Raw genomic sequence first — 26,214 nt, forward strand, 5'->3', positions numbered from 1 at the left:
AGAAGCCCGTGGGCGTTTCCTTCGCCTCCTCCCTACGGTCGATCCACCACTGCTCGTCCGCTCCCGGGCGAGCAGAGCCAACCGATTGGAGAGGCTCGTGAGCACCGCCACCGTCAAGTCCGGCACCGAGCTGGACGAGCTGGGCAAGTTCTTCACGATCGCCGCGCATCGGATCGACACTGGCCAGGCCGCGCCGGAGATGTTCTCCGCCGCCATCGACACGGCGTGGCACCAGCTCGTCGACGACCCGGCCGCGCACGAGGCGTTCGCCGTCCAGCACGCCGGACGCAGGCTGACGCACGTCGAGAGCGCCGGCGTCGCTTTCATCTCCTGGGTGAGCGCGTACGAGCAGGCGTACGGCCCCCTGCCGGAGATCTGGTTCACCAACGCGGACGGCACGGTCAACACCCAGGCCCTGGCCCACTACCGGGAGAAGGGCGAGGTCTGGGCCGAGTGGAGGTGCTCGCCCGCGCCCAGCGATGGCGACGACCTCACCCCGGCAACGACCACCCGGTGATCACCGCACCATCCGGCGGAGCGCCCCGGCCCACCGCCGGGGCGCTCCGCCTCACCGAGACCCGGACGGCGGACCCGGCCAGCGTGGATGTGAGCGGCTATCTGGCTGCCATGCAGCAGCACTGCCCGTTTCTCCAGCCCTCCACGGCGCACGGCATGACCGGGTGGACCGTCTACGAGATCGCGCCCGGCGCGCATCGTTACGCCGTTGAAGCAGAGCTGTTCTACGCGGGCATGCAGGCCGCCGAGTGGATTCGCCCCCTGATGACCCGGCCGTACGGCACGCTGGCGTGCGAGAACGTGGTGGTGCTCGGGCAGTGCGCCGACGCCGACCATCGCGGGCTGCTGACCTGGCCGCACTGGGCCTTGAAGAACCTCTACAGCCAGGTCGGCGTCATGTTCGGGAAGTTCGTCACGGGAGCCGCCGAGAGCAGCAGGGCCGGGCGCAGCATCCCGTCGGCCCCGTTCTCGTTCCTCCCGGTGCGCGCGGCCGTCCGCCCCCTGGACCCGAGGTTCCTGACGAGCACGCCCGACCTCGCGGTGGCAGTAGCCCGGGCCGTTGACGACGGCCGCGACGTGTTCGAGCACATCCCTTGCGAGTGGAAGGCAGTGAGAGAGTGGGCGAGTTCGCTTCTGAAGCCGTGCAGGCACTGAAGGCCGCGGAGACCATCTGCGGGCCGCTTGAGCTGGAGGAGGTCAGCAACCGGCGCGGCTCGGCGGTATGGAAGGCGACCGGCCCGCGGGGCATCGCGAGCATCAAGCTCGGCACCGGCGAGGCCGCCGAGGTCACCGCGCGCGAAGCCTCCGTACTGGACCAACTCCCCGGCTACACCGTGACCGTCGGTCGTTTCGACGGCGGCATCTGGTTCGTCACCCCGTGGCTGGTCGGGCCGTCCACCTGGCAGGTCTTCCGCCCCGTGCGCAAGGGCGAAGGAGGGCGGAACGAAGCCCTCGCCGCCGCGGTCGGGGTGTGCCGCGCCGTGGCGGACCTCCACGCCGAAGGGTGGGTGCACGGCGACCTCCAGCCCCAGCACGGCATCCACGGCTCGGACGGAACGGTCCGTCTCCTCGACTTCGCCTGGTCCCGGCAGGTCGGCACCACCCCGTGGACGACCTTCAGCGGCACGATGGTCCACCTCACCTCCCCCGAACTGGCGGCCCGGATCATCAGCGGTCCCCAGCCCATCGACACGACACAGGCCGCCGACGTCTACGCCCTCGCCGGCACCCTGTGGACCTGTACCACGGGCAACTGGCCGCTGGACTACGAGTCCGCCGGGCTCGGCCGGGGCGCGTCGGTGGAGGCAATTCGCGAGACCATCGCCGCCAAGGCCGCCCCGATGTCCGCCGCGATGCCCTGGCCCGCACTCCAGGCCCGGCTGCGGTTCGTCCTGCTGGCCGAGTCCGACGACCGGCCGACCGCCGCCGAGCTGGCCGACCTCCTGCAAGTGGTGGGCGAATGATCGCACTGCGAGAGCTGACCCTGGGCGACGCCATCGCCCTCCAGCGGATCTACAGCCCGGAATCGACCAGGTTCCTCGGTCGAGGGCCGATGGATGCGGCCGAGGCCTGCCGCGCCGCACGCGACGCAGCGGCGTCCGCTGCTCGATCCCCGCGCACGGTCTACACCCTGGGCCTCGACCTCGACGGCGACCTGATCGGGATCATCAAGCTCCACGTGGACCGCCCGGTCGCCGCGCTCAGCTACATCCTGCGCGCGGACACTTGGGGGAAGGGCCACGCCACCGAAGCAGTCCGCAGGATTCTCGCCCTGGGCTTCGGCTATCTCGGGCTGCCCGAGATCCACGCCAAGCACCACCCGGACAACTCTGCCTCCGGCCGTGTCCTCCTCAAGGCGGGGTTCGTCCCGATCGGCGAGCACGCCGGATTCACCACCTACGCGATCGGGCCGCCCCAAACGGCCGGCGGCCTCCGGCACGTACCCGAGGCCCCACGACCCGGAGCGGGTCGTGGGGCCTCGCGATCCGCGCGGCGAGTGCGGTTGTCAGCCGCTGACGCTGGGGGCGCCCGTCTCCAGGTGGCCGGTGAAGCGCTGGGACCAGCTGGCGTCTGCGTCGACCGTCACGGTGAAGTCGTACCAGCCGTTGGTGTAGGCGACCGCGTTGAAGTAGTCGCTGACGCTGCCGCCGGCGGGGACCTGGTACGTCCAGGGGCCGTCCGTGCGGTAGTTGTTCGACGCGATGGTGAAAGTCATCGGCGTGCTACCGGAGTTGGCCAGCTTGAAGTACACCGCGAGCTTGCCGGTGCCCGGCTCGACGGCGTACGAGGCGGTGACGGCGGCGTTCTTGCCCGCCTTCGTCGCGTCGCCCTTGAAGCGGCGCAGGAAGCGGTTGGGGCCGACCACCGTCAGGTCGTAGGGGCCGCCGCCGAAGCCGGTGCCGCAGTTGAAGAAGTCGCTGGTGCTGCCGCCCGGGTCCACCGTGTACTGCCAGGGGCCGCCACTGCGGTAGGCGTTGGCGTACGCCGCGAAGTGCGAGGTCTTGGTGCCCCCGTTGGCCATGCCGATCCAGACCTTCATCACCCCGGCCGAGCCGAACTCCAGGTGGTCCAGGTTGGCGTTCGGCTGGTAAGGCAGGGCTCGCGCGGGGCGGGTGCCGGACTCCTGCACCGGCAGCTGGTTGTTGACCGGGGCCGGGTTGGGCAGCGGGCCGCACGCGGACAGGCCGATGGTCTGGGAGGTGTCGGGCAGCGCGGGCAGGCCGTACACCGGGTTGGCGAAGTCGAACACGCTGGTGAGGTCGCCGCAGACGCGCCGGCGCCAGTCGCTGATGTTCACGCACTGCGCGGGCGTGCCGAGGGCGGCCGTCCAGGTCTCCAGGAAGCGCAGCACCGAGGTGTGGTCGAAGGTCTCGGAGTTGACCCAGCCGCCGCGGGTCCAGGGCGAGACGGCGATCAGCGGCACGCGGAAGCCGAGGCCGATGTTGGTGCCGTTGTAGAACTCGCCCGGGGTGCCGGCCGGGGCGACCGGCGGCGGGACGTGGTCGAAGAAGCCGTCGTTCTCGTCGTAGTTGATGAACAGGACGGAGGAGTTGAAGACGTTCGGGTCGGCGTTGAGCGCGTCGATCACCATGTGGACGAAGTGCGCGCCGTCGGCCGGGGTGGCGTACGGGTGCTCGGAGGAGGCCTGGTCGGGGACGATCCAACTCACCTGCGGGAGGGTGCCGTTCAGTACGTCGGCCTTGATCGCGGCGGCGATGTCGTCCGGGGTCCGGCCGGTGACCTTGGGCACCGAGCCCATGCCCTTGACGGCCAGCGGGCTGCCGGCCGGGGCGCCCGAGAACTGGCTGAAGTAGGCCAACGCGTTGTCGCCGTAGTTGTCGGCGGCGTTCTGGTAGACCTTCCAGCTGACCCCGGCACCTTCCAGCGCCTCGGCGTAGGTCTGCCAGCGCAGGCCCTTCTCGTCGCCGCCGTCGTAGGCCGGGCCGCCCGCGGTGCCGGCCGGGTCGATCTGGCCGGACCAGTGGTAGGTGCGGTTGGGGCCGGTCGCGCTGAGCACCGAGCAGTGGTAGGCGTCGCAGACGGTCCAGTTCTCGGCCAGCGCGTAGTGGAACGGGATGTCCTGGCGGGTGAGGAAGCCGAGGGTGCGGACGTTGCCCTTGGCGGCGACCCAGTTGTCCATCTTGCCGCTGTTCCACGCGCTGTGCTGATCACTCCACCCGTGGGAGAGATCCCCATTACATTGGGCGAGGCGCTCGGGGTCGGCGCCGCCGGCCGGCTTGGTCTGGCTGAACTGCCACGGGTACTGGCGGCTGAACAGGCCGTTGGGCTGGTTGAAGACGCTGTAGCCGCCGGCGATCTGGATGGCGCTGCGGTCGGCGAAGCCGCGCACACCGCGCAGCATGCCGAAGTAGTGGTCGAAGCTGCGGTTCTCCTGCATCAGGATCACCACGTGCTGCACGTCGGTCATGGTGCCCGTGGCACTGAGCCCCGTGCTGGAGGCCGCACTCGGGGCGGCTCCCGCCGTGCCGGTGCCGGCAACGGCGAGGCCGGCCGCGGCGGCCCCGGACAGCGTGACGAACTTCCTGCGACTCAGCTCGGCCATCAGCCCAACCCGTCCCTTCACTGGCGATGTTGTGTACACAAGTCGGGGCTCATCGATCGCGGAGAAGTCTCCACCGCGCGTGGAGCGGGCCACCAGATGCGTGCACCAGGTTTGGCGGACTGTTCGTCCGGGGGTCACCGAACGACGCCGGGCTGAACGCAGGACGGAAACGCCGGGGAGGGACGGAGACGGGAGGTGGTCAGCGGTCCTTCACGTCGATGCCCAGCGCCTGGGCGAACTGGGGTGCCAGTTCCAGCAGCTGGGTGGAGCTGATCACCGCGCCGCGCAACCCCTGGTGGCCGTCGGCCAGGCCGAGCCGGACGGCGCCGCGCAGGTCGGTCTTGCTCAGGGTCGCCCCGCGCAGCCGGACCTCCTCCAGCGTCGAGCCGGGGAAGGACACCCCGGTCAGCTTCGCCTCGCCGAAGTCCACGTCGCGCAGCAGGCAGTCCTCGAAGACCACGTCCCGCAGGACGGCCGCCCGCAGGTTGACCGCCTCCAGCTTGCAGCCGCGGAACACCACGCGGCGCAGCGCCGAACCGTACCCGGCAACCCCGGCCAGCACGCCGCCGACGAAGGAGCTGTCCTGCCACTCGGTGTCGCTGAGGTCGCAGGCCACCCAGCGGCCGGCCTGCACCCACACCTCGTTGAAGCGGGCCTGGCGCAGCTTGACGCCGCTGAGTGCGACGCCGGTGAAGGCGCACTCCAGGAAGGCCGCACCGGCGCCCGACTCGTCGGTGTGCTCGCCGCCGTCGAAGTGCGCGGTGTCGTACCGCGCGTCGCTGCGCAGCGGCCCGGTGTGCGGGCGCAGCAGCTCGGCGTACGGCAGGTCGGTGAGCCGGTCGGGGGCGGAACGGGGCATGGCGGAACCTTTCGGGACGGTCTCGCCCCGCATGCTCGCACGCGGCACTGACAGTTCCGTGGCACACGCTCCGCGGCCCGGCCGCAGCGGTGTGCAGCCGGGCCGGGGGTCAGGGGCGTGTCAGCCGCGCGCCCACAGGGAGTTGACGCGGCTGCGCTCGGTGCTGTTCGGGTAGGGGTTGGTGCAGGAGGTGCCGGGGCCGCCGCCCGACATCAGCTCGCTGCACGGGCCGGAGTAGTGGTCCGGCAGGCCGAGCACGTGCCCGGTCTCGTGGGCGGTCACCCGCACCGAGTTGTACTGCCGGTTCTGCTGGTAGTCGAGGAAGATGTAGCCGCGCCCGTGCCCGTCGGTGCTGGCGTAGGAGCCGCGGCTGTCGTTGCCCTCGTAGTAGCTGAAGTCGGCGGCCGAGCCGGAGCGCAGCTGGACGTTGGAGACCGAGCCGTTCCAGATCTGCGCGGCCTGGGATATCTGGTTGCGGAAGGTCGGGGCCGAGCTGGCGTCGTAGGTGACCACGACGGTGGCCAGGCCGGGGTTGGCGGCCTGCTTGGCCTTGGCGGAGGCCATCACGGCCTGGAAGAAGGCCTGGTTGTCCGCGGTCTCCGCGGCCGAGCCGGCGTACGTCGCGGCGGTGTAGCCCTGGGCGGCCGGGGCGGCCGGTGCCGCGGCGGCGGCGGCGGTGGTGGGCAGCACGGCGAGGCCGGCCGCGAGGGCGAGGCCGAGGGTGGCGGACAGCACGGATCGCTTCATGTGGGGGTGCTCCGATTCCTGTGGTGCCGTGGCCGGTTGGGGACCGGCCCTGGGGGACACCTGGTCAACGGGTGATGTCCCCAGAGCTTCGGGCAGCCCGGCGGGCGGGCGGATGATGTCAACCCGCGATAGCTCCGTGCAATACCCGTGCCGTGCCGCCGATTCGGGCTGTCTTTTCCCGGCCTTGACCCAACCGTGCCCCTGGCATTCCGTTCCGGTGGCGGCTAGGCTCCCGAGCGGGGAAGTACCCGGAGCGGCGGGCCGCCCGATTCCGGCCGGGCGGTCCGCCGCGCCACAACTCGGCTACGGGGCTCCTCAGTTCACTGCCGCAAGGCCGTTCGCCCAGAGGTAGTCGACCTGGCTGCGCTCGTTGGCGTCGGGGTAGGGGTTGGTGCAGGAGGGGCCGGGGCCGCCGCCCGACATCAGTTCGCTGCACGGGCCGGAGTAGTGGTCAGGCAGGCCGAGCACGTGGCCGGTCTCGTGGGTGGTGACGCGCACCGAGTCGTATTCCTGGTTCTGCTGGTAGTCGAGGAAGACGTAGCCGTGGCCGTGCCCGTCGGTGCTGGCGTAGGAGCCCTGGCTGTCGCTGCCCTCGTAGTACGAGAAGTCGCCGTTGCCGCCGGTCTCCTGGAGCCGGACGTTGCGCACCGAGCCGTTCCAGATCTGCGCGGCGCTGGCTATCTGGCTGGTGAAGGAGGGCGCGTTGGCGGTGTCGTAGGTGACGGTCACGGTCTGCAGCCACGGGTTGGCGGCCCGCTTGGCCTTGACCGAGGCCACCACGGCCTGGAAGAAGGCCCGGTTGTTCGCGGTCTCCGCGGCCGAACCGGCGTACGCCGCCGGGATGTAGCCCTGGATGGCCGGGGCGGCCTGGGCGGCCGGCGCGGCGACGGCGGTGGTGGCGGGCAAGGTCGCGAGGCCGGCCGCGAGGGCGAGGCCCAGGGCGGCGGACAGCACGGATCGCTTCATGTGGGGGCTCCGGATTCGCGGTGCGCCGGCTCGCCGGGGCCGGTGGGGGCCGGGCAACGGCGGCGGCGCACGGTGGGGGCCGCCTCGGCCGGTGGCCGGGGCGGGTTGCTGCCCCCGAGCTTCGACCCGACCGGGCCCGTCGCGGATGATGTCAACCGGCGATAGCACCGCCGCATACCGGCGGTGATCTGCAGAGTGCCCCGCCGTACGGCCTGTGCCTACGGCCTGCCGCACGCCGCTGCGCGTTCGCCTCGCGTTCGCCGTACCACCCTTGATTGAATGTCATGTCCTTGGCGAGGCGGCTCGGCTGCGTCTATGCTCCCGGACGTGGAGCTCGACGTGAGACACCTCCGGGTGCTGTGCGCGATCGCCGACACCGGCAGCCTCCGCAAGGCCGCGCTCCGACTCGGCATGACCCAGCCCTCCCTCACCACCCAGCTGCACCGCATCGAACGGGCCATCGGCGGCACCCTGTTCACCCGCGAGCAGACCGGCAGCCGACCGACCGCGCTCGGCCACTCGGTGCTCTCCCGCGCCCGGCCGGTGATCACCGAGATGGCCGCGCTGGTGGCCGCCGCCCGCCAGGAGGCCCGCGACGCGACCGGGCCCGGCCGGCAGCGCCGGCTGCGCATCGGCAGCGTCGGCAGCCGGGCGGTCGCCGCCTGGCTGCGCCGGGTGCACGAGCGGCTGCCGGACACCGACACCACCATCCACGTGGACATCTCCGCCAGCGCACTGCTGCGGATGGTCGCCGCCGACCAGCTGGACGTGGCCTTCGTGTACGAGAGCGAGGGCTTCCCGCTGCGGGTGCCGGCCGAGGCCGAGCAGCGGGTGCTGATGGACCGTGAGCCGCAGTTCGTCGAACTCGCCGCCGGACACCCGGCCGCCGCCCGCCCGGTCGTCCACCTCACCGACCTCGCCGGGGACACCTGGATGGTCGACCCGAGTGCCGACCACGAGTACGCGGCGATGCGCCGGGTGTTCACCGGGGCCGGGCTCAACCCCCGGGTGCTGCAGGTGCGGGACAACGCCACCGCCGCCGAGCTGGTCGCCTCCGGCGAGGCCGTCCGCCCCTGCCAGCCGACCGCACCGCCCGGGCCCGGCACGGTCGTCCGCCCGGTGCACGGGGACCCGCTGGCCGTCCGGCTGCTCTTCACCTGGCGCCCGCGCGCGCTCAGCCCGCCCGCACTGGACGCGCTGTACGGCGAACTGCGCGCCGCCTACCTGGATCTGGCCAAGGTCAACCCGGCCTACCTGGCCTGGCTGGCGCGGCACCAACCGTTGCTGCTGGGGCGGGGCTAAGCCTGGATCGAGGCCCGGATCGAGGCCCGGCTCTCCCGGCCGTGGATCAGCACCCCCACCGCCACCATCAGCGCGCAGACCAGGCCCGCCGCGAGCACCCCGGGGCCGCCGAACGCGGTGCAGGCCAGCACCAGGACGGCTCCGGTCGGCGCCACCGCCTGGGCGGCCGCGCCCCGCTTGGTGTGCCGGGCGTGCAGGAACCAGACCGTGACCAGGTAGACCGCCGTGGGCACGGTGACCGTCGCGGTGGCGGCCCGCTCGGAGATCTCCGCCTTGTGCGCGGCCGACTCCACCGCCACCTCCAGCCCGGCGCCGATCGCCGCCGCCGAGCCGAACACCAGGTAGTGCCCGTAACCCCAGGCGAAGGCCTGCCGGTTGGAGCGCAGGTGCTCGTGGACGGGCCGGGCGAAGTAGATCCACCAGGCGGCGAAGCAGATCAGCAGGCCGCCGACCGCCACCGGCACCAGCCGGCCCAGCCCCTCGTGCTCGTCCACCGCCGACTGCACCGCGACGGTCGCCGCCGCCACCGTCTCGCCGAGCACGATCAGGGTGAACAGCCCGTACCGCTCGGCGATGTGGTGCGGGTGCCAGGAGGTCTGGGTCCGCAGCTCGGCGATCACCGGCACGGCCAGCTCGCACAGCGCGCCGATCGGGATGACGTACGGACGTGCGCCGTGCGGCAGGAACAGCAGGACCACCCAGCCGGCCTGGCAGAGGGTGATCCCCAGCGCGTAGCGCAGCGCGACCCGGCGCGCCTCGCCCTGCTCACTGGCCGCCGCGCGCAGCCACTGGGTCACCATCGCCAGGCGCATCACCACGTACCCGGTGATCGACAGCGCCATGTCCTGGGTGGCGAACAGCCGCGGCACCCCGGCGGCGAGGATCAGCACCCCGGCGATCTGCACCAGCGTGGTGAGCCGGTACGGCACGTCGTCGCAGTCGTAGGCGGAGGCGAACCAGGTGAAGTTCATCCAGGCCCACCAGATCGCGAAGAAGGCCAGCACGTAGCCGCGCAGGCCCTCCCCGTAGTGCCCGGCGGCGAGGGAGTGGGCCAGTTCGCGCCCCGCCTGGCCGACCGCGACCACGAAGCAGAGGTCGAAGAAGAGCTCCAGCGGGGTGGCGACCCGGTGCGGCTCGTGGCGGTCGCGCGGGACCATCCGACGGACCGGCAGCGGGTCGACGTGGTGGCGCGTACGGGATGCCGCGGCGGCGGGATCACTGGCCATCGGAGCTGCTCCGGGGGGTCGGGAGGGGCTGGTCGTCCCGCGCATCCTGGCAGTGGCCCGGGCCCGGCGCACGCACCGGCGCGGCCCGGGAACCCCGTACGGCCCCGGGTCGCGATGTCCCTGGATGTCCCTTTTCTCCTTGCCGTCAGCCGTAGTTGACGCTGCGGTGCGCGAACCGGGTGACAGCCCGGCGGGTTTCCGGGCGCGCCCCGCGCGCTGCGCCGCGGGGCGCCGGAACGCGCCGCTAGATTCGTCCCCGGTTGGAAGAGCGCGGGCCCTGCGGGGCCCATGACAGCGGGCCCTGCGGGGCCCATGACACGGGCGGCCTGCGGGCAACGCGGAAGGTCAAGGCGGGTGGCGGGACAGCGGGGGCGGCAGAGCCGACCTTCCCGTGTCCGCGCCACCGGCCTCGTGATCACCGCGCTGCTCGCCAGCGCCTGCCGTGCGGCCCGCCCGGTGCCGTCCGCGGCCGCTACTTCTCCCAGCCGACCTTGCTGTAGTCCTCCTGGGCGAGGCCGAAGGCACCGTAGTTGGCGAGGCCCTTGCGAACCGCCACCACGGCGGGCCGCTGGTAGAGCTCGACGGTGTGGCCGAGCTCCCAGATCTTCGCGTCCGCCTGGTTGTAGAGCTTCGCGGCCTCCGCCGGGTCGACCGTCCCGGCCGCCTTCTTCAGCAGGCCGTCGATCTCCGGGGTGCCCAGGCGGGACGGGTTGCTGAAGGTGTTGTCGCCCACCGGCAGGCGGAAGTTGGCGAGGGCCTTGGAGTTCGGGAAGGAGTCGGTGTTGCGCCAGCTCGCGATGTCGAACTTGCCCGGGGTCACGTACTTGGCGAAGTAGTCGTTGGCGGCGACCTTGTCCAGGTCGACCTTGACCCCGGCCGTCTGCCACATCGCGGCCGCCGCGGTGGCGAGGTCGACCTGGGCCTGCGCGGTGCCGTCGCTGAGCACCCAGTGCAGCTCCAGCTGCTGCCCGTCCTTGGTGCGCGGCTGGCCGCTGCCGGCCTCCTTCCAGCCGGCCTCGTCCAGCAGCTTCTTCGCCGCCGCCAGGTCGAACGTGGCCCAGTCGCCGGAGTTGTCCTGGTAGCCGGTCTGGTTGGGCATGATGATGTGGTTGCCGAGCGGCTTGAACTCCACCGGCACCCCGTTGTTGGCGATCTTGATCAGCGCCGAGCGGTCGATCGCCTTGCCCAGCGCCTGACGCACCCGCTGGTCGGCCAGCGCGCCGGTGCCGCCGAAGGAGATGTGCACCTCGTCCCACGGGCTGGCGGCCCGGATCACGGTGTCCTTGGCGCCCTTGAGCTGCCCGTACGCGGTGGCGGTACCGGCCGAGGCGAGGTCGATCTCGTTGTTGAGGTACGCCTGGATGCTCGCGGCCTTGTCCATCACCCGGAAGGTGATCTTGTCGAGCTTGGCCCGGGTGCCCCACCAGGCCGGGTCCGGGACGAAGGTGATGGTCTGCGCGGTCTTGTCGGCCACGCCGATCTTCAGCGGCCCCGCGGTGATCGGGACCTTCTCCACCCACCCCTTGTTGAAGTCGTCCGGGGTGGAGATGCCGGCCGCGGGGACCAGCGGGCGGAACAGGTTCTGCCAGTCCGCGTACGGCTCCGAGAAGGTGACCTTCACCTCGCCCGGGTCGGCGCCCTGCTCGACCGCGGAGATCAGCTCGTAGCCGGACGGGTCGTAGCCGTTGTACGCCGGGTCCTTGCCGTTGCTCGCCTGCCAGTCCGCCTTGAAGTCCAGGTAGCTCAGCGGCTTGCCGTCCGACCACTTGGCCTTGGGGTTCAGCTTGTACGTGACCACCTGCGGCGAGGTCGAGGTGACCTCGGCCTCCACCAGGTAGTCCGGGTTCGGCTGGAAGGTGCCGGAGGCGTCGGTGCCGAACAGCGAGGGCTCCAGGGCGCGGACGAGGTTCACCGTGTCGGTGTAGGAGCCGCCGTCCACCTGGAGCGGGTTCCACTGGGTGATCCACTGGTCCAGCGCGAAGCGCACCTCGCCGCCGTCCTTGACCTGCTCCAGCGGCTTGGCGTTGATGTCCTGGGAGTCCTGTCTGGGCGGCTCGCTCTTGGCCACGTCGCCGCCCGAACCGCCCCCGCCCGAGGTGCACGCGGTGACCGCGAGCGCGACGGCGACGGCGAGGGCGGCCGCCCGGCCGAGACGGCGGGCCGTGGTGGAAGCGTCCATGAGGTCCCCCTGGTGAGGTCTTCGGTACGGGAGTTGTGCCGCGCGAGGTGTGGCGAGGCTTGAGCGTGGGCAGCCAAGTCGGCACCAGCGAGCAGAACGTAACAGCGGATCAGATCCGCCACCAGGGGGAGGAGCGCACACCTGATCCAGAAGTCACACGCGGCAATACCACCGCAACACCCCGGCCGCGCCACGGTGCTTCACTCTGACCTGCGCTTTCCCGAACCGCCGCGCACGCCCCGCCACCCGATGCCCTGACCGCCATCCGACGCCCCGACCGCCGTCCAATGCCCACCACCGGGCCCCGACCGAAGGCCACCACCCCGATGCCCACCAGACGCGTCGGCCAAGCCCCCACCCCGGGCGGCCGTTGATGCTCCGCTACCTGGCGAAGCGGCTGAGCTACTACGCGGTGCTGCTGATCGCCGCCGTCTTCCTGGCGTACGCGATATCCGCGACCGCCCTGCAGCCGCGCACTTACTTCGACGCCAAGGTCCCCCGCCCGTCCGCCGAGTCGGTCGAGCGCCAACTCACCGCGCTCAACCTGAACGACCGCACCCCGGTCGCCGAGCGCTTCGGCCACTGGGCCGGCGGGCTGCTGCACGGCGACCTCGGCCGGACCATCCACGACACCCCGGTCACCGACGACTTCGGCCGCCGGGTCTGGGTCTCACTGCGGCTGCTGCTGCTCGGCAGCGTGCTCGGCATGCTCCTCGGCGTCGCCGTCGGGGCGTGGAGCGCCGTCCGCCAGTACCGGATCTCCGACCGGCTGCTCACCGTGCTCTCCTTCGTCCTGCTCTCCACACCGGTCTTCCTGGTCGCGCTGTTCCTCAAGAACGGCGCCATCGCCGCCAAGGACGCGGCCGGCCACGACGTGATCCCCTTCACCGGCTACGAGACCCCCGGGCTCACCGGCGGCCTCGGCACCCACCTGGCCGACTGGGCGCTGCACCTGCTGCTGCCCACCATCTCGCTGGCCCTCGGCGGCCTCGCCACCTACAGCCGCTACCAGCGCGGCACCATGCTCGACGTGCTCGGCTCGGACTACCTGCGCACCGCCGAGGCCAAGGGCCTCACCCGCGGGCGAGCGCTGCTGAAGCACGGGCTGCGCACCGCCGTGATCCCGATGTCGACGATGTTCGCCTACAGCTTCCTGGGCATCTTCACCGGCGCGATCTTCACCGAGACGATCTTCGGCTGGCACGGCATGGGCGAGTGGCTGATCCAGTCGATCAACGAACAGGACGTCAACTCGGTGGTGGCGATCAACCTGTTCACCGCCGCCGTCGTCCTCGCCTCCGGCTTCCTCGCCGACACCCTGCACGCCGCCCTCGACCCGCGCGTGCGGTCCTGACCGGAGGAGACCCGAGATGACCACCACCGTCGCCGAGCCCTCCCCCTCGGCCACCGCCGCACCCCGGGCGACCGGCCGCGGGCGGCTCGTCCTCGCCCGGCTGCTCGCCGCCCGCGGGGCCGTCGTCGGGGCCGTGATCGTCCTGCTGCTGTTCGCGCTCGCCTTCGGCGGGCCGTACCTCACGCCCTGGGACTACGCCGCGCCCGACTTCTCCGCACTGCACCAACCCCCGTCCGCCGAGCACTGGTTCGGCACCAACGGGGTCGGCCAGGACGTCTTCGCGCAGACCGTCCGCGGGCTGCAGAAGTCACTGATCATCGGCCTGCTGGTGGCCCTGTTCTCCACCGTGCTGGCCTCCGTGGTCGGCGCCTGCGCCGGCTACTTCGGTGGCTGGGCCGACCGGACGCTGATGTTCCTGGTGGACCTGCTGCTGGTCTTCCCGTCGTTCCTGATCATCACCATCGTCTCGGCCCGGCTGAAGAGCGCCGGCTGGATCGCCTTCGTGCTGCTGCTCGCGCTGTTCAACTGGATGATCACCGCCCGGGTGGTCCGCTCGATGACCATCTCCCTGCGCGAACGCGAATTCGTCCGCGCCGCACGGTTCATGGGCGTGCGACCACTGCGGATCATCAGCCGGCACATCCTGCCGAACGTCGCCTCCTTCCTCATCATCGACGCCACCATCGCGGTCGGCGGCGCCGTGATGAGCGAGACCGCGCTCTCCTACTTCGGCTTCGGCGTCAAGCCGCCGGACGTCTCGCTCGGCACCCTGCTCGCGGCCGGGACCAGCGAAGCCCCGGTGTTCCCCTGGCTGTTCTACTTCGCCGCGGGCCTGCTGGTGCTGTTCGTCCTCGCCGTCAACCTGATCGGGGACGGGCTGCGCGACGCCCTCGACCCGACCTCCGGGGCCCGGCCCCGCCGTTCCCGTAGGAAGCGCCGCCCGTGACCGCCACTGTCCGTTCCCGTAGGAAGCGCCCGTGACCGCCACCGTCCGTTCCCGTAGGAAGCGCCGCCCGTGACCACCACCGTCGAAACCCCGCTGCTCGCCGTCCGGGACCTCCGGGTGGACTTCGCCGGGCCCGACGGCCCGGTCCCCGCCGTCCGCGGGGTGGACCTCACCCTGCACCGGGGCGAGACCCTCGGCATCGTCGGCGAGTCCGGCTCCGGGAAGTCCGTCACCGCGCTGTCCGTGCTCGGGCTGCTGCCCGGCACGGCCCGCGTCGGCGGCTCGGTGCGGCTGGACGGGCGGGAGCTGGTCGGGCTGCCGGGCAAGGAGCTCGCGGCGATCCGCGGCCGCCGGATCGCCATGGTCTTCCAGGACCCGCTCTCCGCCTTCACCCCGGTCTACCGGATCGGCGACCAGATCGCCGAGGCGGTCCGCATCCACCAGCGGGTGGACAAGGCCACCGCGCGCCGCCGGGCCGCCGAACTCCTCGACCTGGTCGGCATCCCGGCGCCCGACCGGGCCCTGGACAGCTTCCCGCACGAGTTCTCCGGCGGCATGCGTCAGCGCGCGATGATCGCGATGGCCGTCGCCAACGAGCCCGACATCCTGCTCGCCGACGAGCCCACCACCGCGCTCGACGTCACCATCCAGGCCCAGGTGCTGGACGTGCTGCGCACCGCCCGGCGGGAGACCGGCGCCGCCCTGGTCCTGGTCAGCCACGACCTCGGGGTGATCGCCGGGACGGCCGACCGGGTCGCGGTGATGTACGCCGGGCGGGTGGTCGAGACCGCGGAGGTGGACGAGCTGTTCGCGGCTCCGCGCCACCCCTACTCACTCGGCCTGATCGGCGCGCTGCCCCGGCTGGACGGGCGCGGCGGTCCGCTGGTGCCGATCCCCGGCGCCCCGGCCCCGATGGCCGAGCTGCCGCCGGGCTGCCCGTTCGCGGCGCGCTGCCCGCTGGCGGAGGAGCGCTGCTCGGTGACGGAGCCCGCGCTGGAGGGCGCGGACGGCCATCTGGCGGCGTGCGTACGGTCGGCGGAGCTCGCCGCGCGGCGGCCCGCGCCGTCCGAGGTCTACCCCGTTCCGGAGCTGCCCGCCCCCGCCGGCTCCGGTGACCGCTCCGCCCTGACGCCGGTCCTGACGGTGAGCGGCCTCGGCAAAACGTTTCCGCTCCTCAAGGGCACGGTCTTCAAACGCAAGGTCGGCGAGGTGTACGCGGTCGACGGCGTCGACCTGGACCTGCGCGAGGGCGAGACCCTCGGCCTGGTCGGGGAGTCCGGCTCCGGCAAATCCACCACCCTGTTCGAACTGCTCAAGCTCGGCGCCCCGGAGACCGGCCGGATCGAACTGCTCGGCCGGGACACCGCGAAGCTCACCCGCGCCGAGGCCCACCGGCTCCGCGCCGAACTGCAGATCGTCTTCCAGGACCCGATGGCCAGCCTCGACCCCCGGATGCCGATCGGCGGCATCGTCGCCGAACCCCTGCTCGCCCAGCACACCCCGCGCGAGGAGATCGCCCGCCGGGTGCCCGAACTGCTGCGCCAGGTCGGCCTCGACCCCGAGCACGCCGTCCGCTACCCGCACCAGTTCTCCGGCGGCCAGCGCCAGCGCGTCTCGATCGCCCGGGCACTCGCCGTCCGGCCGCGACTGCTGGTCCTGGACGAACCGGTCTCGGCACTGGACGTCTCCATCCAGGCCGGAGTGCTCAACCTGCTGCAGTCCCTCAAGGCGGAACTCGGACTCTCCTACCTGTTCGTCTCGCACGACCTCTCGGTGATCCGACACCTCGCCGACCGGGTCAGCGTGATGTACCTCGGCCGGACCGTCGAACAGGGCGAGGTCTCCGCCGTCTTCGACCGCCCCAGACACCCGTACACCCGCGCCCTGCTCTCCGCCATCCCGCTCCCCGACCCCGCCGCCGAACGCGACCGCGACCGCGACCGCATCCTGCTCGCCGGCGACCCGCCCTCCCCCACCGAACGCCGCACCGGCTGCCCCTTCCGCGCCCGCTGCCCGCGCTACGCCGGGCTCACCGACCCGGCGGACCGCGCCCGCTGCGAGCAGGAGCGGCCCGCCCTCGACGGCGCGCCGGGGACGGACCACCAGGCGGCCTGCCACCACCCGGAACCACCTGCGGACGATCACGGGAGGTGATCACCCGAATACGATTCGGTGGATCGGGGCGGCGCCGTGTAATGTCTTCGACGTCAGCAAGCGCCGCTAGCTCAGTTGGTTAGAGCAGCTGACTCTTAATCAGCGGGTCCGGGGTTCGAGTCCCTGGCGGCGCACAGACAGCCGGAAGGCCCCTTGCGACAGGACGGCCGAGGCCACCGCGTCCGGGCGGTCGAACATCACCAGGTGCCCGGCCGGGGCGGTGGTGCGGAAGTCGGCGCCGAGCAGGGCCGCGAGTTCCCGCTGCCCGGCCAGCCAGGACTCGGTGCGGCGGGTGCGGCAGCCGTCGTCGGCGGCCAGCACGGTGACCGGCAGGTCCTCGGGCAGCGGCCGGGTGCGCCGCAGCCCGTCCAGCTCGGCCGCCAGGTCGAGGTAGCGCGCGTTCTCCCGCAGCATCGCCCGCAGGGCCCGCCCGGTGCGGTAGCAGTGCCGGACCAGCGGCTCCGGGGCGAGGTCCTCGTGGCGGACGGTGGACAGCCGGGCCGTCACCCGGCGGACGGTCGGGCCGAGCAGGTAGGGCACGGCGAGGGCGGTCGCGGCGCCGGCCACCGCCCGGACCGCCAGGTCGCGCGCCGCGGGCGCCGGGTACGGCCGGGCCGCCGGCTCGACGCTGCCGTCGACCAGGACCAGCCCGGCGGTCCGCTCTGGGTGCAACCGGGCGAAGGCCTCGACGTGGAAGCCGGCCAGCGAGTGCCCGACGACGGTGCAGGGCTCGCGCAGCCCGAGGCCGTCCAGCACCGCCCGGATCCGGTCGGCCTCGCCGGCCGTCGTCGGGGCGGGCCGCCCGGTGGCGGGCTCGGCGGCGCTCAGCCCGTAACCCGGCCGGTCGAAGCGGACCACGGTGCGGTAGGGCGTGAGGAAGGGGACGACCAGGTCCCAGTCGAACCAGCTGCTGCCGAGGCCGCCGGTGAGCAGGCAGGGCGGGCCGCTGCCCTCGGTGCGGACGTGCAGCGGGACGCCGTCGATGCGCAGGAAGCGCGCCCGGACGCCGGGGCCGTCGGGGGCGTCGGAGGCCGTGCGGTGCCGTTCCGGCCCGTACGGCTCATCCGGTTCATCTGGTTCGTCCGACGTGTTCGGGCGGGGTGCCCTGGCTGCCCGGGCGACGCCCAGCGCGAGGACGGCCAGCGCGCCGAGCAGCAGCAGGGCGGCGACCGTCGTCCGCGCGGCACGGTGTCCTGGCTGGGGGCTGGGCACGGTTCCACCCTAACCAGCGGCGAACTCAACCCCAACCGGAAGGAAAGGGGCGGATCGGGCAGCGGCGACCGGGGTGGTTCGAGGCACCCCTCGGGACCGTGTATTGTTTTCCAGGTCAGCAGGCGCCGCTAGCTCAGTTGGTTAGAGCAGCTGACTCTTAATCAGCGGGTCCGGGGTTCGAGTCCCTGGCGGCGCACAGACACCGGGGAGCCTCTCGCAGCAGCGAGGGGCTCCCCGATTTTTTGGCCCTCGAAGTCCGATTTGTGTGTGATGTCGGTCTCGATTGGCGATCCGCCGGAGCCATCCGGCCCGCTCTGCTCGTCCAGGGCAGTAGAACCGGAATCGGGACAAAGGTCCCCAATCGCCGATGTCTCCCCTCCCGCCGATGTCTCCCCCCATCCGTGCAGGCTGCTTCGGTCCGCCCGCAGGAAAGGCCGCGCTTTGTCCCGAAACGCCCAGAGCGGCCGTCGCACGCCCTCGATCAGTCTCCGGCCGGTCAAGCGGCTCAAGCGCCCCACCGGCGCGGTCGGCACGGCCGGCACGGCCGGCGGGTCCGGCGGGTCCGGCGGCGGGAAGCCGCGCCGCCCGAAGCGCACCGGCTGGCGCCGGCTGATACCCACCTGGCGGATGACCCTGCTCGGCTTCGCCTCGGCACTGCTGCTCGGCATCGGCCTGTTCGCGCTGGGGGTCACGCTGGTGAAGGTCCCGGACGCGCACGCCGCCGCGACCGCGCAGAGCAACACCTGGCTCTACTCCGACGGCTCGGTGATCACCCGCACCGGCCAGACCAACCGGCAGAACGTCACCCTGGACAAGGTCTCCCCCGCCGCGCAGCACGCCGCGCTGGCCGCCGAGGACCGGAACTTCTACAACGAGGGCGCGGTCAACATCCAGGGCCTGGCCCGGGCGGCCGTCAACACCGCCAAGGGCGAGGGCACCCAGGGCGGCTCCACCATCACGCAGCAGTACGTGAAGAACACGTACCTGAACCAGAAGCAGTCGATCACCCGCAAGGTGAAGGAACTCTTCATCGCCATCAAGGTGGACGCCACCGAGAGCAAGGACGACATCCTCTCCGGCTACCTGAACACCTCCTACTACGGCCGCGGTGCCTACGGCATCCAGGCCGCCGCCCAGGCGTACTTCGGCATCGACGCCTCGGCACTCAACCCCGCGCAGGGCGCCTACCTGGCCACCCTGCTGAACGCGCCGAGCGCCTACGACGTGGCCACCGCGACCGCGGCGGGCAAGCAGAACGCCGTCAACCGCTGGAACTACGTACTGGACGGCATGGTCAAGGAGGGGTGGCTCTCCGCCGACGAGCGGGCCAAGACCGCCTTCCCGGACGTCCGGGACCCGCAGCCCAACCCGGGCCTGTCCGGCCAGGCCGGCTACCTGGTGGACGCGGCCACCCAGTACCTCACCTCGAACGGGGTCATCAACGAGACCGAGCTGGCCAAGGGCGGCTACACGATCAAGCTGAGCATCGACCCGGGCCGCCAGCAGGCCCTGCAGGACTCCGTCCAGGCGCAGCTACACGACACCCTGAACCCGGACAAGCGGAAGAAGGACGCGGCCGCCCAGGCCGGCGCCGTCTCCGTGGACCCGAAGACCGGCGCGATCGTCGCCCTGTACGGCGGCGTCGACTACGTGAAGCACTACGTGGACAACGCGACCCGGCGCGACTACCAGGCCGGCTCGACCTTCAAGGCGATCGCCCTGGCCGCCGCGTTCGAGAACGGCGCCAAGACCCAGGACGGCCGCACCGTCACCCCGCACACGGTGTACGACGGCACCAGCGGCCGGAAGGTCCGCGGCGGCAAGGGCACCCCGTACGCGCCGCCGAACGAGGGCGACGTCAGCTACGGCCAGATCACCCTGCAGCAGGCCATCGACAAGTCGGTGAACTCCGTGTTCGCCCAGCTCGCGCAGGACACCGGGCTGCAGAAGGTCAAGGACACCGGCATCGCGCTGGGCCTGCCCGGCAACACCCCGGGGCTCGACCCGGTGCCCTCCATCCCGCTGGGCGCGGCCACCCCGAGCGTGCTCGACATGGCGGGCGTGTACGCCACGCTGGACAACGGCGGCAAGCAGATCACCCCGTGGCTGGTGCAGTCGGTGGACCGCGAGGGCGAGGCCGTGTCACTGCCCGCACACAGGACCACCCAGGCGATCAGCGCGGACACCGCCAACCAGGTCACCTCGATGCTCCAGGGCGTGGTGAGCGACCCGGGCGGCACCGGCTGGCGAGCCAAGGGGCTGGGCCGCCCGGTGGCGGGCAAGACCGGCACCACCGATGACCAGAAGTCGGTCTGGTTCGTCGGCTACACCCCCGAGCTGGTCACCTCGGTCGCCCTGTTCGGCCAGGACCCGGGCACCGGTGCCCAGGTCAGCCTGAGCGGCGTCGGCGGGATCGACGGCGCGGCGGGCGGGCAGTTCCCGGCGCAGATCTGGACCGCCTACATGAAGGCCGCGCTCAAGGGCCAGCCGACCACCGACTTCCCGACCCCGGCCGACGGCGGCGACTACTCGGGCGCCACCGACCTGCCGACCGCCCCGAGCACGCCGAGCGGCACCCCGTCGACGGGCGCAGCCACCGGCGGTCCGAGCAGCGGCGCCACCGCCCCGGGCGACGGGTCCGGCTCCGGCACGCCGTCCGGCGGCACCGGCGGCGGGCCGACCACGGCGCCGACCGCTCCCCCGACCACGCAGCCGACCACCCCACCCACGTCCAAGCCGACCACCCGGCCCACCCCCCGGCCGACGCCGACCACGCAGCCGACGACGGTCCCGACCACCCAGCCGACCACCCAGCCCACGGGCGGGACGGCGGCCGGGGCTGTCCAGGGCGGGGCTGTCCAGGGCGGGTGATTGCGCCGCTGCGCACAGTTGGGTGCAGGACCAAATGACGGAATGGCGCCTTACAGAAGCATCGATATGACTGTCACAATGCGTCGGTGCACAGATCAACGGCCTCACCCACCCTCCCCTCGGGCAGAACCCTCGGCCTCGGCCTCGCCCTGGTCTCCGCCTTCGCCTTCGGCGGCTCCGGCACCGCGGCCAAACCGCTGATCGAAGCCGGACTCTCCCCGCTGCACGTGGTGTGGCTGCGGGTCACCGGCGCGGCCGTCGCCCTCCTGCCGATCGCCTACCGGCACCGGGACGCCGTACTGCGCCGCCCCGGCCTGCTCCTCGGCTTCGGCCTGCTCGCCGTGGCGGGCGTCCAGGCCTGCTACTTCGCGGCGATCTCCCGCATCCCCGTCGGCGTGGCCCTGCTCATCGAGTACCTCGGGCCGCCGCTGCTGATCGGCTACGTCAAGTTCGTCCAGCGCAAGCCGATCACCCGGGGCGCGGCCGTCGGCGCCGGCGTCGCGGTGGCCGGTCTCGCCTGCGTGGTCGAGGTCTGGAACGGCCTGAGCTTCGACGCCCTCGGCGTGCTGTTCGCCCTCGGCGCGGCCTGCTGCCAGGTCGGCTACTTCGTCCTCGCCGACGCCGGCCGCCGGGGCGAACGCCCCGTGGACCCGCTGGCCGTCAGCGCGTACGGGCTGCTCATCGGCGCCGTCCTGCTCACCGCCATCACCCGGCCGTGGCAGGCCGACTGGAGCCCGCTCGGCGGCGACGTGGTGATGAACGGGCACAGCCTGCCCGCGTTCGTCCCGGCCGCCTGGATGGTCCTGGTCGCGACCGTGCTCGCCTACCTGACCGGCGTGGTCGCCGTCGGCCACCTCTCGCCGCCGGTCGCCGGGGTGGTGGCCAACCTGGAGGCGGTCGTCGCCACCGTGCTGGCCTGGGTGCTGCTCGGCGAGCACCTGGGACTTCCGCAGATCGTCGGCGGTCTGCTGGTACTGACCGGGGCCTTCGCGGCGCAGGCGAGCAAGCCGGCGGCGGAGCCGGCCACGGAGGTGCCCGTCGCGGAGGTGCCGGCCACGGAGGTGCCGGCCACGGAGGTGCCGGCCGTGGCGGCCGTCTCGGAACCGGAGGACCGGGAGGACCGGGAGCGGGTGGCCGCCGAGCGCGGGGTCAGCGGCCGGTCCAGCCGAACCAGTCGAGGTGATTGAGCGGCCACACGACGGCCGACACCGGGCCGACCACGTTGCCCACCGGCACCGCGCCGCCGCCGGGGCCGCGCTGGTGGTAGCGGGAGTCCGCCGAGTCACTGCGGTGGTCGCCCTCGACCCAGACGTAGCCCGAGGGCACCTTCACCGGCCCGAAGTCCAGGCCCGCACAGGAGTCGTCGCCGGGGTGCAGGTACGGCTCGTCCACCTTCCGCCCGTCGACGGTCAGGGTGGTGCCCTCGCACTGCACGGTCTGGCCGCCGGTCGCGATGACCCGCTTGACCAGGTAGTTGTCGTCCTTCGGCGGCACCAGCCCGACGAAGCTGAGCACCGAGCTCACGGCGTTGGTGAACGGGTTCGGGTCGGTGGGCTGCGGCGGCAGCCAGCCACCCGGGTCCTTGAACACCACCGGCTGCCCCGGCTCCGGCTCCCAACCGGTCAGCGGCGCCAGCTTGTTCACGCCGACCCGGTCGCCGATCCGCAGGGTGTTCTCCATCGAGCCGGAGGGGATGGAGAACACCTGGAACAGGCAGGTCTTGATCAGCAGCGCGACCACCAGGCCGACCGCGACCATCGCCGGCAGCTCGATCCACCACGGCCGGGGGCGGCGACCGGAGCGGCCCGCACGGCCCGCACCCCCGGAACGGCCCGGCCCTCCGGAGCCACCGGCGCGACCGTCGCGGCGACCGCGCGAACCACGGGCCCTGCGCCGGGCCTCGGCCCGGCCGCCGGGAGTTCCGCTGGACGTTTCGCTGGGCGTTTCGGGCAGGTTCACCGCCATCGTCGCTGCTCCACCTCTCCGGCTGGGGAAACCTGCACGCTACGCCAACCGTGGAGCCTGACGAAATCGGGCATTTAGCCGCCACCGACATCCGGGCCGCCACACCCCGCACCGGGGGCTGCGCGGGAGGGGGCTCGGCGGGAGGGGGCTCGGCGAGCCGGGGCTGCGCGGGCGGGCGTGCCCGCTCGCTCCACCGCCACTCCGTGCCCCGCCGCTCGACCGTCAGGCGCGGGCGATGGCCTCGTGGTGGCGGATGACCTCGGCAATGATGAAGTTCAGGAACTTCTCCGCGAAGACCGGGTCCAGCTTCGCCCCGGCGGCCAGCTCCCGGAGCCGCTTGATCTGGTCCCGCTCGCGCGCCGGGTCGGCCGGCGGCAGCTTGTGCTCGGCCTTGAGCCGGCCCACCCGCTGGGTCGCCTTGAAGCGCTCGGCCAGCATGTGGACCACCGCGGCGTCGATGTTGTCGATGCTCTCGCGCAGGCTGGTCAGCTCCGCCCGTACGGCGTCGTCGATCCCCTCGGACAGGCCGGCGTCAGGGGTCGTGGAGTGGTCCGTCATCGGGGCGGCTCCCGGTGTCTGGGTGGGCGCCCGGCCGTACGGCGGCCGGGCTCGGGCCCGGGCAAATCTAACAGGGCCCCTGCTCGGGCCCCGCACCGTCGCACGGATCCGTCCACGATCCGGACAGCCCCGAGCGCGCCCGAGCGTCCCTGAGCGCGCCCCGGCACCCGGTACCCCGAGCCCGGCGCCACCGAGCCGTCCGGCACGGCGTGACACCGCGGCCGCGGAGGGGGCTGCCCGTAGTCTGGTGCGTGCATGACCGGAAGTGACCGCTCAGCTGTCCCCCAGTAATGGAGGTACCGATCGTGGCAACCACCCGCACCGCCCGTACGGCCTGGGAGGGCGACCTCATCCACGGGAAGGGCGAGACGACCTTCGGCTCGTCCGGGATCGGCACGTTCCCGGTGTCCTGGCCGGCCCGCGCCGAGCAGCCCAACGGCAAGACCAGCCCCGAGGAGCTGATCGCCGCCGCCCACTCGGCCTGCTTCTCGATGGCCCTGTCGCACGGCCTGGCCGGTGCCGGCACCCCACCCACCACACTGGACACCCAGGCCGACGTCACCTTCCAACCGGGCGAGGGCATCACCGGCATCCACCTGACCGTCACCGGCAACGTGCCCGGCCTCGACCAGGCGGGCTTCGTCAAGGCCGCCGAGGACGCCAAGGCCAACTGCCCGGTCAGCCAGGCCCTGACCGGCACCACCATCACCCTCACGGCCAACCTCGCCTGAGGCGCCCCCGCCCGGTCGCCCCTCCGCCCCCGGTCGCTCCCGGCGCGCAACCGGCGCCCGGGGGCGCGCCTTCGGCGCGCGCGCCCCTGGTGCACATCATGTGATGTACACCAGGGGCGTCCACACGTACCGCCACCCATGATCACAAAGCGGGCGAATCACCCTCGCGGCGGTCACCGCGCGTTGTCGTCGCGGCCTATGATCGGCCGCAGCGCCCTGTTCTTCACGCGGGTCCCCGCGCGACAACGCCCCCCGGCGGGCGTCCCGCAGCGGACCGACTCCGAGGACCCCGACAGAGTGCGGAGCCGGCTGCCGGGTCCCGACTGACCGGCCGGACCATCGTCAAGCGTCAGCAGCGGACGGGAGCATGCCGTGCCGGGCCAGAACGAGGGGGCCGACGCACACCACCCGGGCGTGCGGCACGAGGAAACACCACACCACCGCCACCTCGCCGCGCCGCTCCTCGGCCCGGCCGCGGGATCCGTCACCGCCCTCGGCGCCTGCCGGACGCTGCAGGAGCCCGAGGTGCTGCTCTGCCCCACCTGCTCGGCCCCACTCACCGACGGCACGCGCCGGGGCCGGGCGGAGGGAGCCGGTACGGAGGACGGCGGGCCCGACTCGGCGGGCGGCGGGCCTGGGTCGGCGGTGGGCGGGGCGGGGTCGGCGGGCAGCGGCGCCGATCGGATGCTGGCTGCCCTGCTGGCCAGCGAATCCCGGTTCCGGGCCGCCTTCTGCGACGCGGTCATCGGGATGGCCCTGATCGACCCCGAGGACCGGATCATCGAGGTCAACCCCGCCTTCGCCGCCCTGATCGGACGCGGCGTCGGCGAACTGGTCCGCACCCGCCTGTACGAGATCATCGACCCGGAGGGCATGCCGGACCGGCTCTTCGCCGAACTCGTCCACGGGGAGCGGGAACGGTTCCGCGTGGAGAAACCGCTCAAGCACCGCGAGGGCCACGAGGTCTGGAGCAAGGTCACCGTCTCGCTGATCCGGGACGGCGCCGGACAACCGCTCTACACCCTCGCCCTGGTCGAGGACATCACCGAGCAGCGCCGGCTCGGCGACCGCCTGGAGTACCAGGCCCTGCACGACCCGCTGACCCGCCTGCCCAACCGCACCTACTTCTTCGAACGGCTCGACGCCGCCTGCCTCGCCGTGACCGAGGAGCCCGGGCCGGGCCCGGCCACCGGCGACGGGCGCCGGGTCGGCGTCTGCTACCTGGACCTCGACGGCTTCGCGGCGATCAACGAGGCCCTCGGCCACCACATCGGCGACCAGTTGCTGATCGCCGTCGCCACCCGACTGCGGCGCGGGTTCTCCGGGCGGGACGCCCACCTGGTCGCCCGGATGGGCGGGGACGAGTTCGCCGTCCTGGTCACCGACAGCCTGGGCAGCGAACAGCTGACCGGGCTGGCCGGCCGGATCCTGGAGGCGCTGGAACGTCCCTTCGACGTCGCCGGGCACCGACTGGTGATCACCGCCAGCGTGGGCGTGGTCGAGCGGTCCGTGCACGAGACCACCCCGACCGACCTGGTCAAGGACGCCGACGCCACGCTCTACTGGTCCAAGGCCGACGGCCGCGCCCGCTGGACCCTCTACGACCCGGACCGCGGCGCCCACCAGCTCACCCGCCAACTGCTCACCACCGCGCTGCGACCGGCCCTGGAACGCGGTGAGTTCACCATCGAGTACCAGCCGCTGGTCGGCCTGGCCGACGGCGCGGTGCACGGCGCCGAGGCACTGGTCCGCTGGCGCCACCCCCGCTACGGGACGCTCTCCCCCGACCGCTTCATCCCGCTCGCCGAGGAGTCCGGCGCGATCGTGCCGCTCGGGAGGTGGGTGCTGGAGGAGTCCTGCCGACAGGCGCAGCAGTGGCTCACCGAGTTCCCGGACACCGAGACCTTCGTGAGCGTCAACCTGGCCGCCCGCCAGATCTGGGACTCCGACGTCGTCGCCGACGTCGCCCGGGCCCTCGAACGCACCGGGCTGCCGGCCCGGCTGCTCCAACTGGAGATCACCGAGAGCGCCCTGCTCGGCCCCGGCGGGCGCCCCCTGCAGGCCCTGCAGGCGCTCGCCGACATGGGCGTGCGGATCGCCATCGACGACTTCGGCACGGGCTACTCCAACCTGGCCTACCTCTCCCGGCTGCCGGTGCACGTCCTCAAACTCGACGGCACCTTCATCGAGGGCTTCCGCGACCCGGCCCCCGCGGACCCGGCGGACCGCCGCGGCCGCCCCGAACTCGGCACCCGCCGCAGCGACGCCGACGAGCAGATCGTCGGCGCGATGGTGCAGCTGGCCCACACCCTCGGCCTGACCGTCACGGCCGAGGGCATCGAGAGCGCCGCGCAGGCCGAACGCCTGCGGCTCACCGGCTGCGACACCGCCCAGGGCTGGTACTTCGCCCGGCCGGGCGAGGCGGCACTGGTCGCGGCCATACTCCGTGAAGGCCGCCCCGCCCTCGACGGGCGGTAGACGCTCGGCGGGAGGGCGGGGGCGGAGGGTCGTACGGGTGAGCGCGGCGACGGCGGGCGGGCGACGGCGATCGGGCGACGGCGGACG

General features: G+C 72.6%; 20 protein-coding genes, 2 tRNA genes and 1 pseudogene. 14 read left to right on the forward strand and 9 right to left on the reverse strand.

What is annotated here, in order from left to right:
* Positions 1-97 precede the first annotated feature (97 nt).
* From OP86_RS26665 to OP86_RS39270, 4 genes and pseudogenes are all read left to right on the forward strand, one after another.
* Positions 98-517 carry a hypothetical protein gene (locus OP86_RS26665; RefSeq protein ID WP_234435091.1) on the forward strand — a complete coding sequence of 140 codons (420 nt, stop codon included), beginning with the start codon at positions 98-100 and terminating at the stop codon, positions 515-517.
* A complete protein-coding gene (locus tag OP86_RS26670; protein WP_030060221.1) occupies positions 514-1,170 on the forward strand; it encodes a hypothetical protein in 657 nt (218 codons plus the stop codon). The genes OP86_RS26665 and OP86_RS26670 overlap by 4 nt, the downstream gene beginning before the upstream one ends.
* On the forward strand, positions 1,158-1,979 hold the full coding sequence (locus OP86_RS26675) for a serine/threonine-protein kinase (RefSeq protein WP_234435092.1): 822 nt from the start codon (positions 1,158-1,160) through the stop codon (positions 1,977-1,979). The genes OP86_RS26670 and OP86_RS26675 overlap by 13 nt, the downstream gene beginning before the upstream one ends.
* Positions 1,976-2,371: pseudogene (locus OP86_RS39270) on the forward strand (GNAT family N-acetyltransferase); the annotation flags it as partial. The gene OP86_RS26675 and the pseudogene OP86_RS39270, both read left to right, overlap by 4 nt.
* Before the next feature lie 150 nt (positions 2,372-2,521).
* Here the strand turns inward: OP86_RS39270 and OP86_RS26680 are convergent.
* From OP86_RS26680 to snpA (OP86_RS26695), 4 genes are all read right to left on the reverse strand, one after another.
* Complete coding sequence (locus OP86_RS26680) at positions 2,522-4,579, reverse strand: phosphocholine-specific phospholipase C (RefSeq protein ID WP_030260359.1); 2,058 nt, start codon at positions 4,577-4,579, stop codon at positions 2,522-2,524.
* Between the two features lie 199 nt (positions 4,580-4,778).
* Positions 4,779-5,438 (reverse strand): pentapeptide repeat-containing protein, encoded by a 660-nt coding sequence (locus OP86_RS26685; RefSeq protein WP_030060224.1) that lies wholly within the window; start codon positions 5,436-5,438, stop codon positions 4,779-4,781.
* A gap of 120 nt (positions 5,439-5,558) precedes the next feature.
* Positions 5,559-6,185, reverse strand: coding sequence for a snapalysin (gene snpA / locus OP86_RS26690; RefSeq protein WP_199815236.1), 627 nt, complete (start codon positions 6,183-6,185; stop codon positions 5,559-5,561).
* A 315-nt stretch (positions 6,186-6,500) separates the two neighbouring features.
* A complete protein-coding gene (gene snpA / locus OP86_RS26695) occupies positions 6,501-7,151 on the reverse strand; it encodes a snapalysin (protein ID WP_030060226.1) in 651 nt (216 codons plus the stop codon).
* A 327-nt stretch (positions 7,152-7,478) separates the two neighbouring features.
* On the opposite strand from snpA (OP86_RS26695), the gene OP86_RS26700 reads away from it, so the two are divergent.
* On the forward strand, positions 7,479-8,453 hold the full coding sequence (locus tag OP86_RS26700) for a LysR family transcriptional regulator (protein WP_234435093.1): 975 nt from the start codon (positions 7,479-7,481) through the stop codon (positions 8,451-8,453).
* On the opposite strand, the gene OP86_RS26705 is transcribed toward OP86_RS26700, so the two are convergent.
* Both OP86_RS26705 and OP86_RS26710 read right to left on the reverse strand, forming a co-directional pair.
* On the reverse strand, positions 8,450-9,679 hold the full coding sequence (locus tag OP86_RS26705) for a low temperature requirement protein A (RefSeq protein WP_051830704.1): 1,230 nt from the start codon (positions 9,677-9,679) through the stop codon (positions 8,450-8,452). The two genes, OP86_RS26700 and OP86_RS26705, sit on opposite strands and share 4 nt — an antisense overlap.
* Before the next feature lie 472 nt (positions 9,680-10,151).
* A complete protein-coding gene (locus OP86_RS26710) occupies positions 10,152-11,858 on the reverse strand; it encodes an ABC transporter family substrate-binding protein (RefSeq protein WP_030060230.1) in 1,707 nt (568 codons plus the stop codon).
* A 373-nt stretch (positions 11,859-12,231) separates the two neighbouring features.
* Here OP86_RS26710 and OP86_RS26715 point away from each other — a divergent pair, with 373 nt between their 5' ends.
* The 4 genes from OP86_RS26715 (at position 12,232) to OP86_RS26730 (ending at position 16,446) form a co-directional block, all read left to right on the forward strand.
* Positions 12,232-13,212 (forward strand): ABC transporter permease, encoded by a 981-nt coding sequence (locus tag OP86_RS26715; protein ID WP_030060231.1) that lies wholly within the window; start codon positions 12,232-12,234, stop codon positions 13,210-13,212.
* 16 nt (positions 13,213-13,228) lie between these two features.
* Entirely contained in the window at positions 13,229-14,158 is a 930-nt protein-coding gene (locus OP86_RS26720; RefSeq protein WP_051830706.1) for an ABC transporter permease, read from the forward strand.
* A 69-nt stretch (positions 14,159-14,227) separates the two neighbouring features.
* Positions 14,228-16,312, forward strand: a complete 2,085-nt coding sequence (locus tag OP86_RS26725; protein ID WP_030260366.1) for an ABC transporter ATP-binding protein — start codon at positions 14,228-14,230, stop codon at positions 16,310-16,312.
* A gap of 60 nt (positions 16,313-16,372) precedes the next feature.
* A tRNA-Lys gene (locus OP86_RS26730) sits at positions 16,373-16,446 on the forward strand.
* Here OP86_RS26730 and OP86_RS33980 read toward each other — a convergent pair.
* Positions 16,412-17,524, reverse strand: coding sequence for an alpha/beta fold hydrolase (locus OP86_RS33980; protein ID WP_342447799.1), 1,113 nt, complete (start codon positions 17,522-17,524; stop codon positions 16,412-16,414). The genes OP86_RS26730 and OP86_RS33980 overlap by 35 nt on opposite strands.
* Before the next feature lie 122 nt (positions 17,525-17,646).
* Between OP86_RS33980 and OP86_RS26735 the strand changes: the two genes are divergently transcribed.
* The 3 genes from OP86_RS26735 to OP86_RS26745 all read left to right on the forward strand — a co-directional run bounded on the left by OP86_RS26735 (position 17,647) and on the right by OP86_RS26745 (position 21,582).
* Positions 17,647-17,720, forward strand: a tRNA-Lys gene (locus tag OP86_RS26735).
* A 245-nt stretch (positions 17,721-17,965) separates the two neighbouring features.
* The gene (locus OP86_RS26740) at positions 17,966-20,395 is read left to right on the forward strand and encodes a transglycosylase domain-containing protein (RefSeq protein ID WP_051830708.1); all 2,430 of its coding nucleotides are present in this window, start codon (positions 17,966-17,968) and stop codon (positions 20,393-20,395) included.
* Between the two features lie 86 nt (positions 20,396-20,481).
* Positions 20,482-21,582: an EamA family transporter gene (locus OP86_RS26745; RefSeq protein ID WP_078589433.1), complete on the forward strand. Its 1,101-nt coding sequence runs from the start codon at positions 20,482-20,484 to the stop codon at positions 21,580-21,582.
* Here OP86_RS26745 and lepB read toward each other — a convergent pair.
* Positions 21,545-22,153, reverse strand: a complete 609-nt coding sequence (lepB, locus tag OP86_RS26750; protein WP_051830710.1) for a signal peptidase I — start codon at positions 22,151-22,153, stop codon at positions 21,545-21,547. The two genes, OP86_RS26745 and lepB, sit on opposite strands and share 38 nt — an antisense overlap.
* A 429-nt stretch (positions 22,154-22,582) precedes the next feature.
* Positions 22,583-22,918, reverse strand: a complete 336-nt coding sequence (locus tag OP86_RS26755; RefSeq protein ID WP_030060240.1) for a chorismate mutase — start codon at positions 22,916-22,918, stop codon at positions 22,583-22,585.
* Between the two features lie 305 nt (positions 22,919-23,223).
* On the opposite strand from OP86_RS26755, the gene OP86_RS26760 reads away from it, so the two are divergent.
* Both OP86_RS26760 and OP86_RS26765 read left to right on the forward strand, forming a co-directional pair.
* On the forward strand, positions 23,224-23,649 hold the full coding sequence (locus tag OP86_RS26760; protein WP_030060241.1) for an OsmC family protein: 426 nt from the start codon (positions 23,224-23,226) through the stop codon (positions 23,647-23,649).
* Between the two features lie 684 nt (positions 23,650-24,333).
* Positions 24,334-26,127: a putative bifunctional diguanylate cyclase/phosphodiesterase gene (locus OP86_RS26765; protein WP_078589446.1), complete on the forward strand. Its 1,794-nt coding sequence runs from the start codon at positions 24,334-24,336 to the stop codon at positions 26,125-26,127.
* Positions 26,128-26,214: the final 87 nt, after the last annotated feature.

Source organism: Streptomyces novaecaesareae (assembly GCF_000716875.1).
GTDB lineage: Bacteria > Actinomycetota > Actinomycetes > Streptomycetales > Streptomycetaceae > Kitasatospora > Kitasatospora novaecaesareae.

Excerpts from the sequence above, each read along its gene's own strand:
- snpA (WP_199815236.1), bottom strand. The coding sequence starts at position 6,185 with ATGAAGCGATCCGTGCTGTCCGCCACCCTCGGCCTCGCCCTCGCGGCC.
- OP86_RS26705 (WP_051830704.1), bottom strand. The coding sequence starts at position 9,679 with ATGGCCAGTGATCCCGCCGCCGCGGCATCCCGTACGCGCCACCACGTC.
- snpA (WP_030060226.1), bottom strand. The coding sequence starts at position 7,151 with ATGAAGCGATCCGTGCTGTCCGCCGCCCTGGGCCTCGCCCTCGCGGCC.
- OP86_RS26755 (WP_030060240.1), bottom strand. The coding sequence starts at position 22,918 with ATGACGGACCACTCCACGACCCCTGACGCCGGCCTGTCCGAGGGGATC.
- OP86_RS26720 (WP_051830706.1), top strand. The coding sequence starts at position 13,229 with ATGACCACCACCGTCGCCGAGCCCTCCCCCTCGGCCACCGCCGCACCC.
- OP86_RS26710 (WP_030060230.1), bottom strand. The coding sequence starts at position 11,858 with ATGGACGCTTCCACCACGGCCCGCCGTCTCGGCCGGGCGGCCGCCCTC.
- OP86_RS26765 (WP_078589446.1), top strand. The coding sequence starts at position 24,334 with ATGCTGGCTGCCCTGCTGGCCAGCGAATCCCGGTTCCGGGCCGCCTTC.
- OP86_RS26680 (WP_030260359.1), bottom strand. The coding sequence starts at position 4,579 with ATGGCCGAGCTGAGTCGCAGGAAGTTCGTCACGCTGTCCGGGGCCGCC.
- lepB (WP_051830710.1), bottom strand. The coding sequence starts at position 22,153 with ATGGTCGCGGTCGGCCTGGTGGTCGCGCTGCTGATCAAGACCTGCCTG.
- OP86_RS26685 (WP_030060224.1), bottom strand. The coding sequence starts at position 5,438 with ATGCCCCGTTCCGCCCCCGACCGGCTCACCGACCTGCCGTACGCCGAG.
- OP86_RS26715 (WP_030060231.1), top strand. The coding sequence starts at position 12,232 with ATGCTCCGCTACCTGGCGAAGCGGCTGAGCTACTACGCGGTGCTGCTG.